The following is a 13,569-nucleotide window of genomic DNA, read 5'->3' on the forward strand; positions in this document are numbered from 1 at the left end:
TGCAGCAAAGGGGATTATCAGTCTTCGTCGGTGCGTTCTGTGTTTTCAGTTGTGCTCGCGGCTGTATTTGAGGCTGTTTCGATGGCGTTGTCAGCACTTCCGTCTTCAATGCTGTCCGTGCTCGTTTCAGTGCTCGTTTCAGCCTTGGTTTCGCTCTGGGCTTCAGAGCCGCTGGATGTTGAACTCACCACCTGTGTTTCTGGCGATGGTTCTGGGCTATCTGGACGGACCCAGAGCTTCTTGCGTTGTGGATTGGTGTCTGGTGTTTCAGCTGTGGCGTCCTTGTCGTTGCTGGCCTCACTGCTCTCACCGCTGGGAGGAGTGTCTATTGCTTCGCCTGTGGATGGCTGCTCAGGTCGCACCCAACGTTTGTTGGTTCCGGTTTTAGCGGCAGGTTTCAAGCTTTTGAGCGTGTCAGTTGTTGCGCTCACAACGCTGGCCAAAACGGTGGTGAGTTGTTGAAGGCTCGTGGTCCAGCGTTCCCGGGAGCCGAGTCTGTGTCGCTCCTCATCGCTGAGTTGTTGCCAGCGGGCTTGCCCTACTTCTGCCCCTAGGCGGCTGATCAGCAAGCCAGCGCAGGCCACTCCAAGCATGGGAGCGCCCCGCAAGCGATCACTGCTGGTCACGAGGACCAGCCCAAGCAGCAGGACGACGGCTCCCCAGGCGCCATCGCGGGGACGACTCAGTTCTGTAGCGAGCAGTGGCAGCAGCAGCACGGCAAGGCCTGCCAGCAAACAGAGGTCTCCAGTGAGAGTGGCCAGCATCGGGGAATCGAGTGTCGACGTTGTCGCCATTCTGGGTCGATGTTTAGGATTCGCTTCTGCCCATCTGGCGGAATTGGTAGACGCGCTGGTTTTAGGTACCAGTGACTTCGGTTGTGCGAGTTCAAGTCTCGCGGTGGGCATTCCTTTTCCTAGATTGGTGTTGCTTGTAGCAGCAGGCAACACAGGAATCTTTCGATGACTCAGGCACTCGTACAACCGGAGAGCTCGGGATCGACGCCCCGGCTTCGGTCAGTGCCAAAGGAGTTTGTGGATCCACCTTCTGTATGGAATCCCACTGTTGGCTTGTTTTTAGGGGGGTACGGATTAGCAGCCTTGTCGATTTGGGGCTGGTTTGTCGGTGGCTGGCCATTGCCACTGCTCTTGATCTGCGGATTCTTAGCGCTTCATTTAGAGGGCACGGTTGTCCACGATGCCTGTCACAACGCGGCTCATCCGGTTCCCTGGATCAACCAAGCGATGGGGCATGGCTCAGCCTTGTTGTTGGGATTTAGTTTTCCCGTTTTTACACGGGTGCATTTGCAACATCATTCCCACGTGAATGATCCCAAAAATGATCCTGATCACATCGTGAGTACCTTTGGCCCTCTTTGGCTTATTGCCCCAAGGTTTTTTTATCACGAGTTTTTCTTCTTTCAGCGCAAGCTTTGGAAGCGTTGGGAGTTGATGCAGTGGGGATTCGAGCGAGCCATCTTTTTTACGATCATTGCTGCAGCAATTCGATTCGACTTTTTACCTTTTATTTTTAATTGCTGGTTTGCGCCCGCTCTCATGGTGGGGGTGACTCTGGGGTTGTTTTTTGACTATCTGCCCCATAGACCATTCTTGTCGAGAAATCGCTGGCAGAACGCTCGTGTGTATCCGGGCCGGACGATGAATTGGTTGATTATGGGGCAAAATTATCATTTAGTGCACCATCTTTGGCCTTCTATCCCATGGTTTGAATACAAGCCTGCTTATGAAGCGACCAAGCCCCTTCTTGACGCAAAAGAATCACCGCAGAGGCTCGGAATCTTTGAAACTCGCTCTGACGTTGTCAATTTTTTCTACGACATTCTGATTGGCGTTCGCAGTCATAAACCAAGGGGCAGCAAGATGCGTCCGGTTGCCAAGCTTCTGCCTAGCAGGAGGTTGAGGCGAGCCTGGCTCACGTTATTGCGGCGCACAGCCGTCACCCCGGCACGTCAGCGTTTCTAGAGCGTAACGCCTACGTGCCGCTATTGGGATGTTTTGGGCCTAATCCGCGAGGATTTTGGGAACGCGGAAGAAATCTCCCTCGCGTTGGGGGGCCTGATCTAGGAGGTCTTGGCGCACATCTGTATCTACAACAGTGTCTTCACGGGTTGCATTGACCACCTCCACAGCACGTGTCGTTGGTAAAACCCCCTCCGTGTCCACCGCTTGCAGCTGATCCACGTAATCGAGAATGCGCTCAAGCTGCCCCGTATAGGTGGCGATGGTGTCATCAGGCAGGTCAAGACGGGCAAGTTGGGCCACCTTGCGAACGTCGTCGGCGGTGATCTTGCTCATGTAGCGGAGAGAAAGGTTTCAAGATCCTCGCGCAGTGCCGTGACCGCCGTATCCAGCAACCCTGCTCCGTGTTCGGCTGTCGCGAGATAGGGGTGAGAGCCCATGCGGCCATCGGGATAGCGCCGGCGAAAATCGGCTGGGCCGTGAATGGCTCCGCATGGGGCGGGGTCAGGGAGGGGCCGTTGCTTGGCGATCAGGCTGTCGTGAAGATGGAGGGTCACAGCGATTTCGCTAGGGGTGGCATGTTGGCCTTCGCGATCGCCATAGAGCTCTCGGGCTTGGCGCATCACAGGCCCAGCCATGAACCAGTTGGAGAGTCTGCAGCGCAATTTTGATGCCACCGGAAGCCCTCGGCTGGCGGCCGTTCCATAGGCCTGGGCAAAGGCTGCTTTGGTCGTGGCCATGTTGCCTCCGTGGCCATTCACCACAAAGATTCGCTCGAATCCATGGGTGGCCAACGACAACACAAGGTCATGCATCACCGCCATCAGGGTGGCGGGCTGGAGACTCATCGTCCCCGCGAAGCCGAGATGGTGTTCGGCCATGCCATAGGCCTGAGCAGGAGTGACCAGCACTCCGCTGCGACGACCGAGCTCAAGCGCTACAGCTTCTGCTGTGAGGGCATCAGTCCCAATCGCACCCGTGGGTCCATGCTGTTCTGTGGAACCCAAAGGGATGATGATTCCTTTGCAGCTTTTGAGGTAGGCCTCCACATCGGGCCAACTTTGGAGAGCTAAACGAATGGCTTGGGTGTTGGTTGCTGGGCCGGGCAGGGTGGCGTTCATGCCATCTCGATCAGTGGCTTGATGATCGCTCAGCTCGAGCCCTAGTGCGCGGTGCCGTTGCCGTCGTACTTGTCGGTGTTGTAGTAGCCGCCTCGGGTCCCGAAATAAAAGGTGGCAATTACGAACAGTCCGCTGCCAAAGACCAAGACGGTCCCGAGATTGAAGCTAGAGAGGGCGGCGTCCATGGTTGCGAGGTCAGTGAACTCATGATGCCAAGGTCTTGCAGTCTGAGCTGTCTTGGTGCGCTGATCGTCACCTGAGTGGCAAGGCCCTCAGGGAACAATTTCCTTGCCATCGCCCTGAATATCTAACCAATCGCGTAACCAGGCGGTGAGCCAGATGAAAGGAAGGGTGTCAGCGAAAGCCGCGAGGGCTTTGAACAAATAGCCACTGGCGATGAAGGCTCCGAGCTGAGGAAGCACCGCTTCCCCAGCTCGAATGGGCAACACATGGGCGGCGTAGTGGCTGATCAACACCACGGCACTGGTATCTACTAACTGGCTCACCAAGGTGGAGCCGTTGTTGCGGAGCCAGAGGGCCTTGCCATTGGTGCGTTCTTTCCAAAAGTGGAACAAGCGCACGTCTACGAATTGGGCCGTGAGGTAAGCCACCATCGATGCCCCGACAGATCCAAAGGCCAGGCGTTGAATCTCAAAAAATGTGGATTCTGGAGCGCCGTTCAGGCCTGGCATCAGACCTCCGACCCACAAAATCAAGACCACCCAACCATTGAGTAGGAGACCCACCCACACCACTTGAGTGGCTCTCTCCTCTCCCCACAGCTCACTAATGAGATCGGTGCATAGAAAGGTGACGGGGTAGGGAAGGGCGCCAACAGCCACCACGATTGGCCATGAACCAATCTGTCCAAGGGCCAGGAATCGTGTCAGGCCCAAGATGTTGAGCATCCCCAGGGTGCCGAGGAAGAGTCCGGCCAGTACCAGAAATACCAGGTCTCGCCTGGCTTGGATTTGGCTTGTGGTGGTTGTGGGTGATGCCGACATGGGTTCGTCGTTCATCGTTTGCGTCTTGACAGTCTGGTCATTCGGGTTGTGTTGACATTCCATCTGAGATGGCGCAGCTGGATTGCTTTTTCTTGATGACAATGCATAGAGCGGAGTGGTGGATCCATGGATCAATCTCTCCAGCAACTCTTTGAGCCATCCAGCCCATCACCCGAGAATTTTTAGCTCTCCCTCAATCCTTCTTCTGCCGACCCGCAGAGGTGGTGGGACCTGCATTGGTGGGCTGCAGGCTGGTGAAACGCCAAGACGACGGATGCTTGCTCTGGGGCGTGATTGTGGAAACAGAGGCATATTCCCAGGATGAGCCCGCCTGCCATGGCTACCGCCGCCGCTCACCGCAAAACGAAACGCTGTTTGGAGAGCCGGGGCGGTTTTATGTGTATGTGAGCTATGGCATCCACCACTGCGTGAATGTGGTGACGGGTCGGAGCGATTGGGCCAACGGAGTGTTGCTTCGTGCTGTTGCCATGCCTGGCGAGCCTGAGCGGGTGGCTGCGGGGCCTGGTTTGCTGTCTCGGCACTTTCAAATCAGCCGCGGTCATGACAACAGCTCCGCCTGTGGCGAGAATGAAATGTGGTTGGCCCCAAGGCCCTCCGTTCTCAATAGCCCAGAGCTTGTGACCACCACGCGGATCGGAATCTCTCAGGCCCAGGATTTGCCCTGGCGTTGGTACCTGAAGGCCTCTCGCAGCGTGAGCCGGCGTGCCCGAGGTGATCGGATGCCTGCTTTGCCTCAGTCCTTCATTCCAACTCTGGAGTTGAAGCGATGAGTGGCTGGTCGCACCGGCATGTGCTCGATTTGGCTGCGTTCTCGCGAGACGACTACGCCACCGTGCTCGAGCTTGCCCATCGTTTTCGCTCGATGCCGGTGACCGGCGCGCGCAAACTTCCGGCCTTGCAAGGGCGACTGGTTGCCACCTTGTTTTTTGAGCCCAGCACGCGCACGCGCAGCAGCTTTGAGCTTGCCGCGAAGCGCTTGTCCGCTGATGTGCAGAGTTTTTCGCCGTCGAGCAGCTCTTTGAGCAAAGGCGAATCGTTGCTCGATACAGCGCGTACCTATGTGGCGATGGGGGCAGATGTGTTGGTGATTCGCCATCGCTGCACCGATGTGCCCGCGCAGTTGGCCCATGAGTTGGATCAAGCTGGAGAACGCACTGTCGTGCTGAATGGTGGCGATGGTCAGCACAGCCACCCCAGCCAGGGCTTGCTCGATCTCTATACGCTTGCGCACCATTTCGATCCCCATCGCCCTCAACCCGAGGCCTTGCAGGGCAAGCGCATCGGGATTGTTGGCGATGTGTTGCATTCGCGCGTCGCGCGATCCAACCTCTGGGCTCTCAGTGCCTGCGGCGCGGAGGTGGTGCTGTGCGGGCCGCCCAGTCTTGTGCCCGATGCGTTTGCTGACTTCTTGGATGCTCCTCCGCCTGGGCAAGCGGCTGATCCTGTTCCTCAGCGTGGAAGGCTGCAGATCAGCCGCAACCTGGATGAATGCTTGTCGGGTGCGGACGCTGTGATGACGTTGCGCTTGCAACAAGAACGCATGACCGATCACCTGCTCACGAATCTGGATCGCTATCACCGTGACTATGGGCTCAGCCATGAGCGGTTGCGACGCTGCTCTTTTTCAGGCCCTGTGCTGCATCCAGGCCCTGTGAATCGTGGGGTTGAAATGAGCGGTGCCCTTTTGGATGACCGCTCGATTTGCTTGGTGGAGGATCAAGTTCGCAATGGAATCCCGATCCGGATGGCGCTGCTTTATTTAATAGCGGCGTCTGATCCTGTAGCGGATTCATCGCGGGCTGCTTCGCCATCCTGAACACGCACTCCCGAGACGGACTTGGCGTAGTAATTCATGGCTGCTTTGAGTGCCGCATCTGGAGCGGCAATCGAGGGGCCACTGCCGCTCTTCATTGGGAACGGTGCGTCTGCAGAGTCGAGACCGATGTGCTGACTCGGCATGCCTGTGAGCAGCATCGATGAACGTTGCTGTGACAGAACCGCAAACATCCATTTGATCAGCAAGGACCAGCGATTTTCTCGATCGGGCATGAAGGCAAGGTGTGCGGCTGCCCAAACCGCCCAACCTGGGCTCCCGCTGAATTTGAAGCCGCGGAGATCAGCAACGGCCGCAACACGATCCAGCACGGCCATGCTGCCGAAATCAAACCATTTGAAGTTCGGACGGTTGCTACCACTCATGATCGCGGCAATGTCTTTGCCAACAAAGCCACCCGCTTGGGTTGCTGGACCTGCCATCCCGGGCAGTGGGTTGCCCGTGGAGGTGTGTTTGTAACTGCAGAGATCGCCAACGACTCGTATCTCTGGATGGTCTTTCACGCTGAAGTCGGCTTCAACAACCACTCTTCCGCCGCGATCCAATTCGCAATCGATTGAGCCTGCAAGGGTCTTGCCGAGGTGAGACGGGCGCACTCCGGCCGTCCAAATCACGGTTGCGGCTTGAATGATTTGCTCGCCATCTGGAGTGCCAACGGTGACTTCTCCCGGCTGCATGCTCTGAACCCGCCCTTTGAAGAGAGTTTCTACCCCAAGAGATTCCAGGGTTTTTTGCGCAGAGGCCGATAACGACTCAGGCATCGCCCTCAGCAAGCGATCGCCCGGGTCGATCACGATGATTCTTGAATCATCAGGATCAAGCTGCTTGAACTCACGGCGCATCGCGTTGCGCATCAATTCGGAGGTGGCACCTGCCATTTCGCATCCTGTCGGCCCCCCTCCCACAATCACGACGGTCTGAAGAAATTTGCGTGCCGCGGGATCGGGTGTTTGCTCTGCCTGCTCCATGGCCATCAGCAAGCGACGACGAATTTCTTGGGCGTGCTCAAGAATTTTCATCGGTGGCGCAAAGGTGCGCCATTCTTCATGGCCGAAATAGGTGCTGCCTGAGCCCGTTGCCAGCACCAAGTGGTCGTAGTTGAGAGCTTTGTCTCCGAAATGGATCTGCTGCTTTTTGGCGTCTAAGCCCGTCACTTCTCCCAGCAGGACCTGAACGTTGCGCTGCTTGCCAACAAGCTGTCGCAGCGGTGTCGCCACATCGCCAGGGGCTACCAGGCCTGTCGCTACTTGATAAAGAAGCGGTTGGAACAGGTTGAAATTGCGCTTGTCAATCAACGTGACGCGCACGTCGGCTTGAGCAAGTGCTTTGCAGGCCCGCACTCCAGCAAAACCTCCTCCAACGATCACCACATGAGGGGCATCGCGAAGACGTTCTTCTGGTGGTTCGAGTTCGAGGAAGAAACGCTCAGCGGCCATGTTCCAACGAACAGCAGATCTAAATCCAGGCTATGAATCCCCTTCAAGATTGTCTGGATTTGTGAGTTCTTTAAAGCAACTTGAAGCCTTCTAATAAGAGGCCATAGAGCAACCCAATGCGTGACATGTCCAAGAGATCACGTCCAAGATGCTTTTTCTTGTCTCGTGCCCAATGCCGCCTGGTTCGCACCATGAACTCCCAGATCCCCACCGTAATCAGCGCGGACACTGGATCCATCAAGGCCAAAGCACCTGCAATGGCTCCAATGCTGTTTCCCAAGGCAAAGCTTGCTCCGAGGGCAATCAACATCAACGATGCCCTTCTCCAGGGATTGACAGCCCACCGGTCAAGCCTTGCAGTGGCTTCTCCGAAACTAATTTGAAGCCGAGTCTTCTGAAGTCGAGCGGTCATGAATGTAACCCCTCAAGCTTCTTTGTAACAGGTGTGCCACCAATTGATCCCCATCACCCGGCCGGCAACCTGCCGAGCTATTAATACTCGATCTCTATTAATTTCTAGTAGCAATTGTTGGTTTTTGAGCATTTCCTGTTGAAACAAGATTTGCTTTGGGCCAATCACTTACGCCTGACCACATTCAATCTGAATCGGCCTTCGCTTTGCGAGAGGATTTCCCCTCCAGCAGCTCAAGCAGTGCCTCCATCTGGGCCATGACGCCTCTCACTTCACCTGCTTCAGGGAGAAGTCCGTCTTCCATCACGCCTTGGTGCATTTCTCGCAACTCTTGGCGGATGTAGCGCAGGTGGCTGACCACCTGTTCTCGTTTGGATTGCGACATCGTCTATTGGCTTTGCTGACATCCCTTTTACCGCATGGTTGTCCCGATTGATGTCAGCGACGGACGAGCCCACCAGCCAGTGCAATAAGGCCATAGGTCATTAAGGCACTGGGTCTTGCCAGCGTTGAGACCAAAACAAGAACCAAAAGGCCGGCAAACAGGGGGATGTGTCTTGTGAAGTGAGTGCTTGTTGGGAACATCAGCAAGACCCCAGTGCAAAAGACTGGAGCTCGTGAGCGCCTGAAGCGCTCACGAGGAAAAGTTGCTTTTCAAGGCTCCAGGCCATGGCTGTCCTTGAAAGTGAAAGTTAATCTTAAGGCAATTTTCTGAGAGATTGAATCTCAGAACCCTTTCGCTCGTGGCCGCTGACTCGAAAGCGAAATGTTTTGGTTCTGCTCAGGGGGCTGTGGATGCCCAGACGTGGGTTGTGCGACAACATTAAAAGCGAGAGACCAGCGTTCTCCGCTCCCCCGGAAAGGCATGACGGAATGGGGTTGCCAGGCTGGAAAAATATAAAAATCGCCCGGGCTGGGAAGCACATACCTTGCCATTCCCGTACGAAATGATTGAAGGTGATACTCCTCAGGCCCGTGAAAACAAAGCTGACCATCAAAACTTGATCCGTTGATCTGTGATGGCACCTTTAAAAAGACAACCCCAGAAAAACTTCCTCCATGGGTATGCATCGGGTTGTAATCGCCCTCCATTTGGCAATTCAGCCAGATGTCAATCAGCCTTAGTTGGTAGCGACCTGGCACCCATGGGCCACGTCCCTGAGGTGGCTGCTGGTCAATCACGTGACGGATCCAGCGCTCGCAGCCTTCGAGCAGGACCGACTCACAAAGTTCCCGAACGGCGGGTTGTGTTGGATTCAGTTCTCGTTGTTGGTTGAGTTGGCCAGCGAGGCGTATCGAAGCGTCGGTACTCGCTTCTGGGTTTTGGAGGACGTCCTCACAATGGAGGAGCAGTTGATTGCGAAGGTTGGGCTCAACCTCTCCTTGCACGATCGATCGTGGAAAGAGATCAATGACATCCATGAAGTGATTTCTTAATTGATGCATTGAAAAGGCATGAGCTTGGATCGTTGTATTCATCCTGAGCCCAATATTGTGCTTTTCAATTCATAGGGGTTTTACACTTACGAGGAAAGTCTGCTCCTGGTTGTTTCTGTTGTTACAAACATGGGGTGGCTCCGTGTTGCTGTTTTCGCTCCTTGCCTGTGAAAAATCCTGCTGTAAATTGCCTTTATGACCAGTAATTTGAGGGCCTGATTTTTGGTCCATTCAGCAAAATTGTATGAGCTTTTTGCTTTTGCTTGGCTGTGATGAAGTGCGAATGACGGACCCACTCCAATGCCGTCACGAGATGCACCTTCTTCAATTCAATTTATGAATTGAACATCTTGAAAGGCATGGAGACTAGGGGATTCGAACCCCTGACCTCTGCGGTGCGATCGCAGCGCTCTACCAGCTGAGCTAAGACCCCGTCGCTCGAAACTTAGCGCCACTCTCATTCTTGCCCGAGGCAGAATGGGGTCTTCGCTTCAGGGAACCAGCATGCCGATCACGCCGGAATCTCTGGACGCGTTTGATGACGACAAAGTGGCTGTGCTCGCGAAGCGCCTTGAAGACGACGACTACCCCACCCCTTTTGATGGCTTAAATGATTGGCATCTGTTGCGTGCCTTGGCGATCCACCGGCCGGAGCTCACGGGTCCATACGTTCATTTAGTTGATCAGGAACCATTCGATGAAGATTGAGGCCCCAAGGCCTCTGGAGGGGCGTCGCCTCCTCGTAGCGGCATCGGGAAGCATCGCTGCGGTTAAGACCCCACTTCTGGTCAGTGCATTGGTGAAGGCAGGGGCCGAGGTGCGTTGTGTCGTCACCCCTAGCGCCTCTCGCCTTGTTAGCCCTGTGGCACTGGCAAGCCTGAGTCGTCGCCCGTGTTTGCAAGATCAGGATCAGTGGGATCCATCGCAGCCTCGGCCGCTGCATGTGGAGCTTGCTGAATGGGCAGATCTCGTGGTTGTGGCTCCCTTAAGCGCCACGAGCTTGGCCCGTTGGACCCAGGGGCTTGGAGATGGGTTGCTGGCCTCTTTGTTGTTGGCTTGCGAGCGGCCTGTGGTGGCAGCCTCAGCCATGAATACAGGCATGTGGGGCAATGCTGCAGTCCGACGCAACTGGGAGCTTTTGCAACAGGATCAACGGGTGCTCTGCCTAGGGCCAGAGCCTGGGTTGTTGGCTTGTGATCGAATTGGGGAGGGGCGAATGGCCGATCCCGCTTTGATTCAATTGGCGGCTCTGCATGCGCTTCAGCAAGGGAGCCAGGAACGCCAGTTGAGGCGTGATTGGAGCGGTCGTTCCTTGCTCGTCACCGCTGGCCCAACGGTGGAAGCGCTCGATCCTGCTCGAACGATGAGCAACCGCAGTAGCGGACGCATGGGCGTGATGCTCGCTCAAGCTGCCCGTTGGCGAGGTGCCCGGGTTGACTTAATCCATGGCCCCTTGCAGTTGCCTGACGCCTGGCTTGAAGGGTTGTGTTGCCACCCTGTGGAGTCGGCGCAAGCGATGGAGTCGGCACTCATTGATCTGCAGCCGGGTGTTGATGCGGTGGCGATGGCCGCGGCGGTGGCCGATCTGCGCCGTCGTGGTGGAGCGCTTCCGGAGAAACCCGCGAAGGCCGCCTTGGCCAGCGTTCTTTCGGCCGAAATGGAGGCTGTGCCAGATCTTTTGGCCGGCTTGGCTGAGCGCCGACCGCCGGGTCAAGTGCTCTTGGGATTTGCGGCTCTCAGTGGTCAAGCTGATTCATTGCTGGAGCGTGCCCGTCACAAACTCTCCGCCAAACAATGCGACCTGTTGTTTGCCAACCCCATTGATCAGCCCAATCAGGGGTTTGGCTCTGATCTCAATGGAGGCTGGTTGCTCAGGCGTGATGGCACTCAGGAGCAGTGCGTACCCCAGTGCAAGCTCGAGCTCGCCAATCGCTTGTTGGATGAGATCGCCAGGCAACTGCCCGCAGCGCATCCCCTCAATTCGCCCGACGTTGACTCAGCTCTGTGATGTTCTGAGATCGGTCTCAATCACAGTGAAATTGGCGCTTTTATCGGTTTCAATTTGCTTCTTTTAGGACCCGCAACGCGAAGCCTTGTTGAGAGCTGCAAAAGGCTTGCCGGAACCCACGTTTTCCCCTTGTAGGATCGAAAAATCGGTGGATACCGTCTTCGTCCGGCTAATCAGTCTTCTTCTATGCGCATCCGTCCCCTGCTGGCCATGGTGCTAGCCCTCTGTCTCTTTGTTGTAACCGCCTGCAGTGGTGGTGCTGAGGCCATAGATCGATCCAACGTCACCTATGACGACATCCGCAATACGGGCAAGGCCAATGATTGCCCTACCCTGCCTGATTCGGCCCGTGGTTCCATCAGCCTGACGGCTGGCGCTGCTTATGAACTGCGCGGAATCTGCATGCATCCCTCCCAGGTCTTCGTCAAAGGCGAGCCTGCGAATAAGCGTCAAGAGGCGCAATTCGTTGAGGGCAAAATTCTCACCCGCTACACCTCGAGTTTGGATGAAGTCTTTGGTGATCTCATCGTTGGTGAGGACGGCCTGAGCTTCAGCGAAAAGGGCGGCATCGATTTCCAGCCGATCACCGTCTTGGTTCCTGGTGGTGAGGAATTTCCCTTCACCTTCTCCAGCAAAAACCTTCAAGCCACCGCTGATGGTGCTGCACTCACCACCAGTACCGACTTCAACGGCACCTACCGCACACCCAGCTACCGCACCAGCAACTTCATCGATCCCAAGGGTCGTGCGCTGACAACCGGTGTGGACTATCCGCAGGGCCTGATGGCCTTGGGTGGTGACTACGAAGAACTGGAAAGCGAAAACGTCAAGCGCTACATCGATGGCACTGGCATTATGAGCTTTTCAATCACCAAAATCGACCCTGAGACCGGTGAGTTTGGCGGTGTGTTCACAGCGATTCAACCCTCCGACTCCGATATGGGCGGCCGGGAGATCGTTGACGTGAAGATCAGCGGAGAGGTCTTCGGCCGTCTTGAGGAGGCTTGACCTCCGCTGTTCAGACGCATTGATTCAAAAGGAGGGCCGAGGCCCTCTTTTTTTTGTGTCTTCTGGGAGAATTTCGCCATCCCTGATCCAGACATGAATCGCCGATGACTGCCAGTTCCTCGTCCTCGCAGCGCACCGGGGTGATTGCTCCTTACGGAGGCACCTTGGTGGATTTGATGGTGTCAGCCACGGAGCATGCCGCACTGAAGGCTTCTGCCTCCAAAAGCATTGAATGTTCCGATCGCAATGCCTGTGATGTTGAGCTGCTCGTGGTGGGTGGATTCTCTCCAGAACGAGGATTCATGCATCAGGCCGACTACGACTCCGTTGTGGCCGGGCACCGCACCACGTCTGGATACCTGTTTGGGTTGCCGATCGTGATGGATACCGACCGTGAGGACGTGGCGGTTGGTGACAAGGTGTTGTTGACGTACAAGGGTCAGGACCTCGCTCTTCTCACCGTTGGAGACAAGTGGGAACCCGACAAAGTTATCGAGGCCAAAGGTTGTTACGGCACCACCTCGCTAGAGCACCCGGCGGTGCGCATGATCGCCACAGAGCGCCGTCGTTACTACCTCGGTGGCTTGATTCAGGGCTTGCAGCTTCCGGAGCGCGTCTTCCCTTGCAAGACACCTGCAGAGGTGCGCGCCGGTCTCCCTGACGGCGAAGACGTGGTGGCATTCCAGTGCCGAAATCCCATTCACCGCGCCCACTACGAGCTCTTTACCCGTGCACTGCACGCCCAAAACGTCAGTGAGAATGCTGTCGTGTTGGTGCACCCCACCTGTGGCCCCACCCAGCAGGACGACATCCCTGGCGCCGTTCGCTTCCAGACCTATGAACGCCTGGCCGCAGAAGTGGACAACTCGCGCATTCGTTGGGCCTATCTGCCGTATGCGATGCATATGGCAGGTCCGCGTGAAGCCCTGCAGCACATGATTATTCGCCGGAATTACGGCTGTACTCACTTCATCATTGGCCGGGATATGGCTGGATGTAAGTCCTCTCTTTCTGGGGATGATTTTTACGGCCCTTATGACGCGCAGAATTTCGCCAAAGAGTGTGCTCCTGAGCTGACGATGGAGACGGTGCCTTCCTTGAATCTCGTCTTCACCGATGAAGAGGGGTATGTCACTGCGGAACATGCAGAGGCCCGCGGTCTGCATGTCAAAAAGCTCAGCGGCACCCAATTCCGCAAGATGCTTCGCAGTGGCGAGGAGATCCCAGAGTGGTTTGCGTTCCGCAGCGTGGTTGAGGTCCTTCGGGCCTCCTAATTTTTTCGATTTCTATTAACATTCCTTCATCAGAGGCG

Annotated in this window: 17 protein-coding genes and 2 tRNA genes; 9 read left to right on the plus strand and 10 right to left on the minus strand. The window is 56.0% G+C overall.

All coding sequences use genetic code 11. From position 1 onward, the window contains the following. Positions 1-17: 17 nt before the first annotated feature. On the minus strand, positions 18-794 hold the full coding sequence (locus SynSYN20_RS01865; RefSeq protein WP_255476330.1) for a Ycf66 family protein: 777 nt from the start codon (positions 792-794) through the stop codon (positions 18-20). A gap of 28 nt (positions 795-822) precedes the next feature. Here SynSYN20_RS01865 and SynSYN20_RS01870 point away from each other — a divergent pair. Further along, positions 823-904, plus strand: a tRNA-Leu gene (locus SynSYN20_RS01870). Positions 905-959: 55 nt separating this feature from the next. Beyond that, positions 960-1,979: a beta-carotene hydroxylase gene (gene crtR, locus SynSYN20_RS01875; RefSeq protein WP_186524508.1), complete on the plus strand. Its 1,020-nt coding sequence runs from the start codon at positions 960-962 to the stop codon at positions 1,977-1,979. A gap of 39 nt (positions 1,980-2,018) precedes the next feature. Here crtR and gatC read toward each other — a convergent pair whose 3' ends face one another. After that, complete coding sequence (gene gatC, locus SynSYN20_RS01880; protein WP_186524509.1) at positions 2,019-2,312, minus strand: Asp-tRNA(Asn)/Glu-tRNA(Gln) amidotransferase subunit GatC; 294 nt, start codon at positions 2,310-2,312, stop codon at positions 2,019-2,021. Continuing rightward, positions 2,309-3,097, minus strand: a complete 789-nt coding sequence (locus tag SynSYN20_RS01885) for a creatininase family protein (protein ID WP_186524510.1) — start codon at positions 3,095-3,097, stop codon at positions 2,309-2,311. The genes gatC and SynSYN20_RS01885 overlap by 4 nt, the downstream gene beginning before the upstream one ends. Here SynSYN20_RS01885 and SynSYN20_RS01890 point away from each other — a divergent pair. After that, positions 3,070-3,357 carry a hypothetical protein gene (locus tag SynSYN20_RS01890; RefSeq protein WP_186524511.1) on the plus strand — a complete coding sequence of 96 codons (288 nt, stop codon included), beginning with the start codon at positions 3,070-3,072 and terminating at the stop codon, positions 3,355-3,357. The genes SynSYN20_RS01885 and SynSYN20_RS01890 overlap by 28 nt on opposite strands. 12 nt (positions 3,358-3,369) lie before the next feature. Here the strand turns inward: SynSYN20_RS01890 and SynSYN20_RS01895 are convergent, their stop codons facing one another. Beyond that, positions 3,370-4,116, minus strand: coding sequence for a queuosine precursor transporter (locus SynSYN20_RS01895; RefSeq protein WP_186524512.1), 747 nt, complete (start codon positions 4,114-4,116; stop codon positions 3,370-3,372). 206 nt (positions 4,117-4,322) lie between these two features. On the opposite strand from SynSYN20_RS01895, the gene SynSYN20_RS01900 reads away from it, so the two are divergent. Both SynSYN20_RS01900 and SynSYN20_RS01905 read left to right on the plus strand, forming a co-directional pair. Beyond that, positions 4,323-4,892, plus strand: a complete 570-nt coding sequence (locus SynSYN20_RS01900) for a DNA-3-methyladenine glycosylase (protein ID WP_255476331.1) — start codon at positions 4,323-4,325, stop codon at positions 4,890-4,892. Next, positions 4,889-5,938 (plus strand): aspartate carbamoyltransferase catalytic subunit, encoded by a 1,050-nt coding sequence (locus SynSYN20_RS01905; RefSeq protein ID WP_186524513.1) that lies wholly within the window; start codon positions 4,889-4,891, stop codon positions 5,936-5,938. Before SynSYN20_RS01900 ends, SynSYN20_RS01905 begins: the two co-directional genes overlap by 4 nt. Here SynSYN20_RS01905 and SynSYN20_RS01910 read toward each other — a convergent pair. From SynSYN20_RS01910 to SynSYN20_RS01935, 6 genes are all read right to left on the minus strand, one after another. Then, on the minus strand, positions 5,878-7,392 hold the full coding sequence (locus SynSYN20_RS01910; protein WP_186524514.1) for an NAD(P)/FAD-dependent oxidoreductase: 1,515 nt from the start codon (positions 7,390-7,392) through the stop codon (positions 5,878-5,880). The two genes, SynSYN20_RS01905 and SynSYN20_RS01910, sit on opposite strands and share 61 nt — an antisense overlap. Positions 7,393-7,462: 70 nt before the next feature. Next, a complete protein-coding gene (locus SynSYN20_RS01915; protein ID WP_186524515.1) occupies positions 7,463-7,804 on the minus strand; it encodes a DUF565 domain-containing protein in 342 nt (113 codons plus the stop codon). 184 nt (positions 7,805-7,988) lie between these two features. Further along, a complete protein-coding gene (locus tag SynSYN20_RS01920) occupies positions 7,989-8,189 on the minus strand; it encodes a hypothetical protein (protein ID WP_006853639.1) in 201 nt (66 codons plus the stop codon). Positions 8,190-8,242: 53 nt separating this feature from the next. Continuing rightward, entirely contained in the window at positions 8,243-8,389 is a 147-nt protein-coding gene (locus SynSYN20_RS01925) for a hypothetical protein (RefSeq protein ID WP_186524516.1), read from the minus strand. A 141-nt stretch (positions 8,390-8,530) separates the two neighbouring features. Then, a complete protein-coding gene (locus SynSYN20_RS01930) occupies positions 8,531-9,226 on the minus strand; it encodes a putative 2OG-Fe(II) oxygenase (protein ID WP_186525382.1) in 696 nt (231 codons plus the stop codon). A 375-nt stretch (positions 9,227-9,601) separates the two neighbouring features. Next, positions 9,602-9,674: transfer RNA gene (locus SynSYN20_RS01935), tRNA-Ala, on the minus strand. Positions 9,675-9,718: 44 nt separating this feature from the next. Here SynSYN20_RS01935 and SynSYN20_RS01940 point away from each other — a divergent pair. The 4 genes from SynSYN20_RS01940 (at position 9,719) to sat (ending at position 13,531) form a co-directional block, all read left to right on the plus strand. After that, positions 9,719-9,949 carry a DUF2555 domain-containing protein gene (locus SynSYN20_RS01940; RefSeq protein WP_186524517.1) on the plus strand — a complete coding sequence of 77 codons (231 nt, stop codon included), beginning with the start codon at positions 9,719-9,721 and terminating at the stop codon, positions 9,947-9,949. Beyond that, positions 9,939-11,249, plus strand: a complete 1,311-nt coding sequence (gene coaBC, locus SynSYN20_RS01945) for a bifunctional phosphopantothenoylcysteine decarboxylase/phosphopantothenate--cysteine ligase CoaBC (protein WP_186524518.1) — start codon at positions 9,939-9,941, stop codon at positions 11,247-11,249. The genes SynSYN20_RS01940 and coaBC overlap by 11 nt, the downstream gene beginning before the upstream one ends. A gap of 186 nt (positions 11,250-11,435) precedes the next feature. Beyond that, complete coding sequence (gene psbO / locus SynSYN20_RS01950; protein ID WP_186524519.1) at positions 11,436-12,257, plus strand: photosystem II manganese-stabilizing polypeptide; 822 nt, start codon at positions 11,436-11,438, stop codon at positions 12,255-12,257. Between the two features lie 104 nt (positions 12,258-12,361). Then, the gene (sat, locus tag SynSYN20_RS01955; RefSeq protein WP_186524520.1) at positions 12,362-13,531 is read left to right on the plus strand and encodes a sulfate adenylyltransferase; all 1,170 of its coding nucleotides are present in this window, start codon (positions 12,362-12,364) and stop codon (positions 13,529-13,531) included. Positions 13,532-13,569: the final 38 nt, after the last annotated feature.

The organism is Synechococcus sp. SYN20, assembly GCF_014279555.1.
Classification (GTDB): Bacteria; Cyanobacteriota; Cyanobacteriia; order PCC-6307; family Cyanobiaceae; genus Synechococcus_C.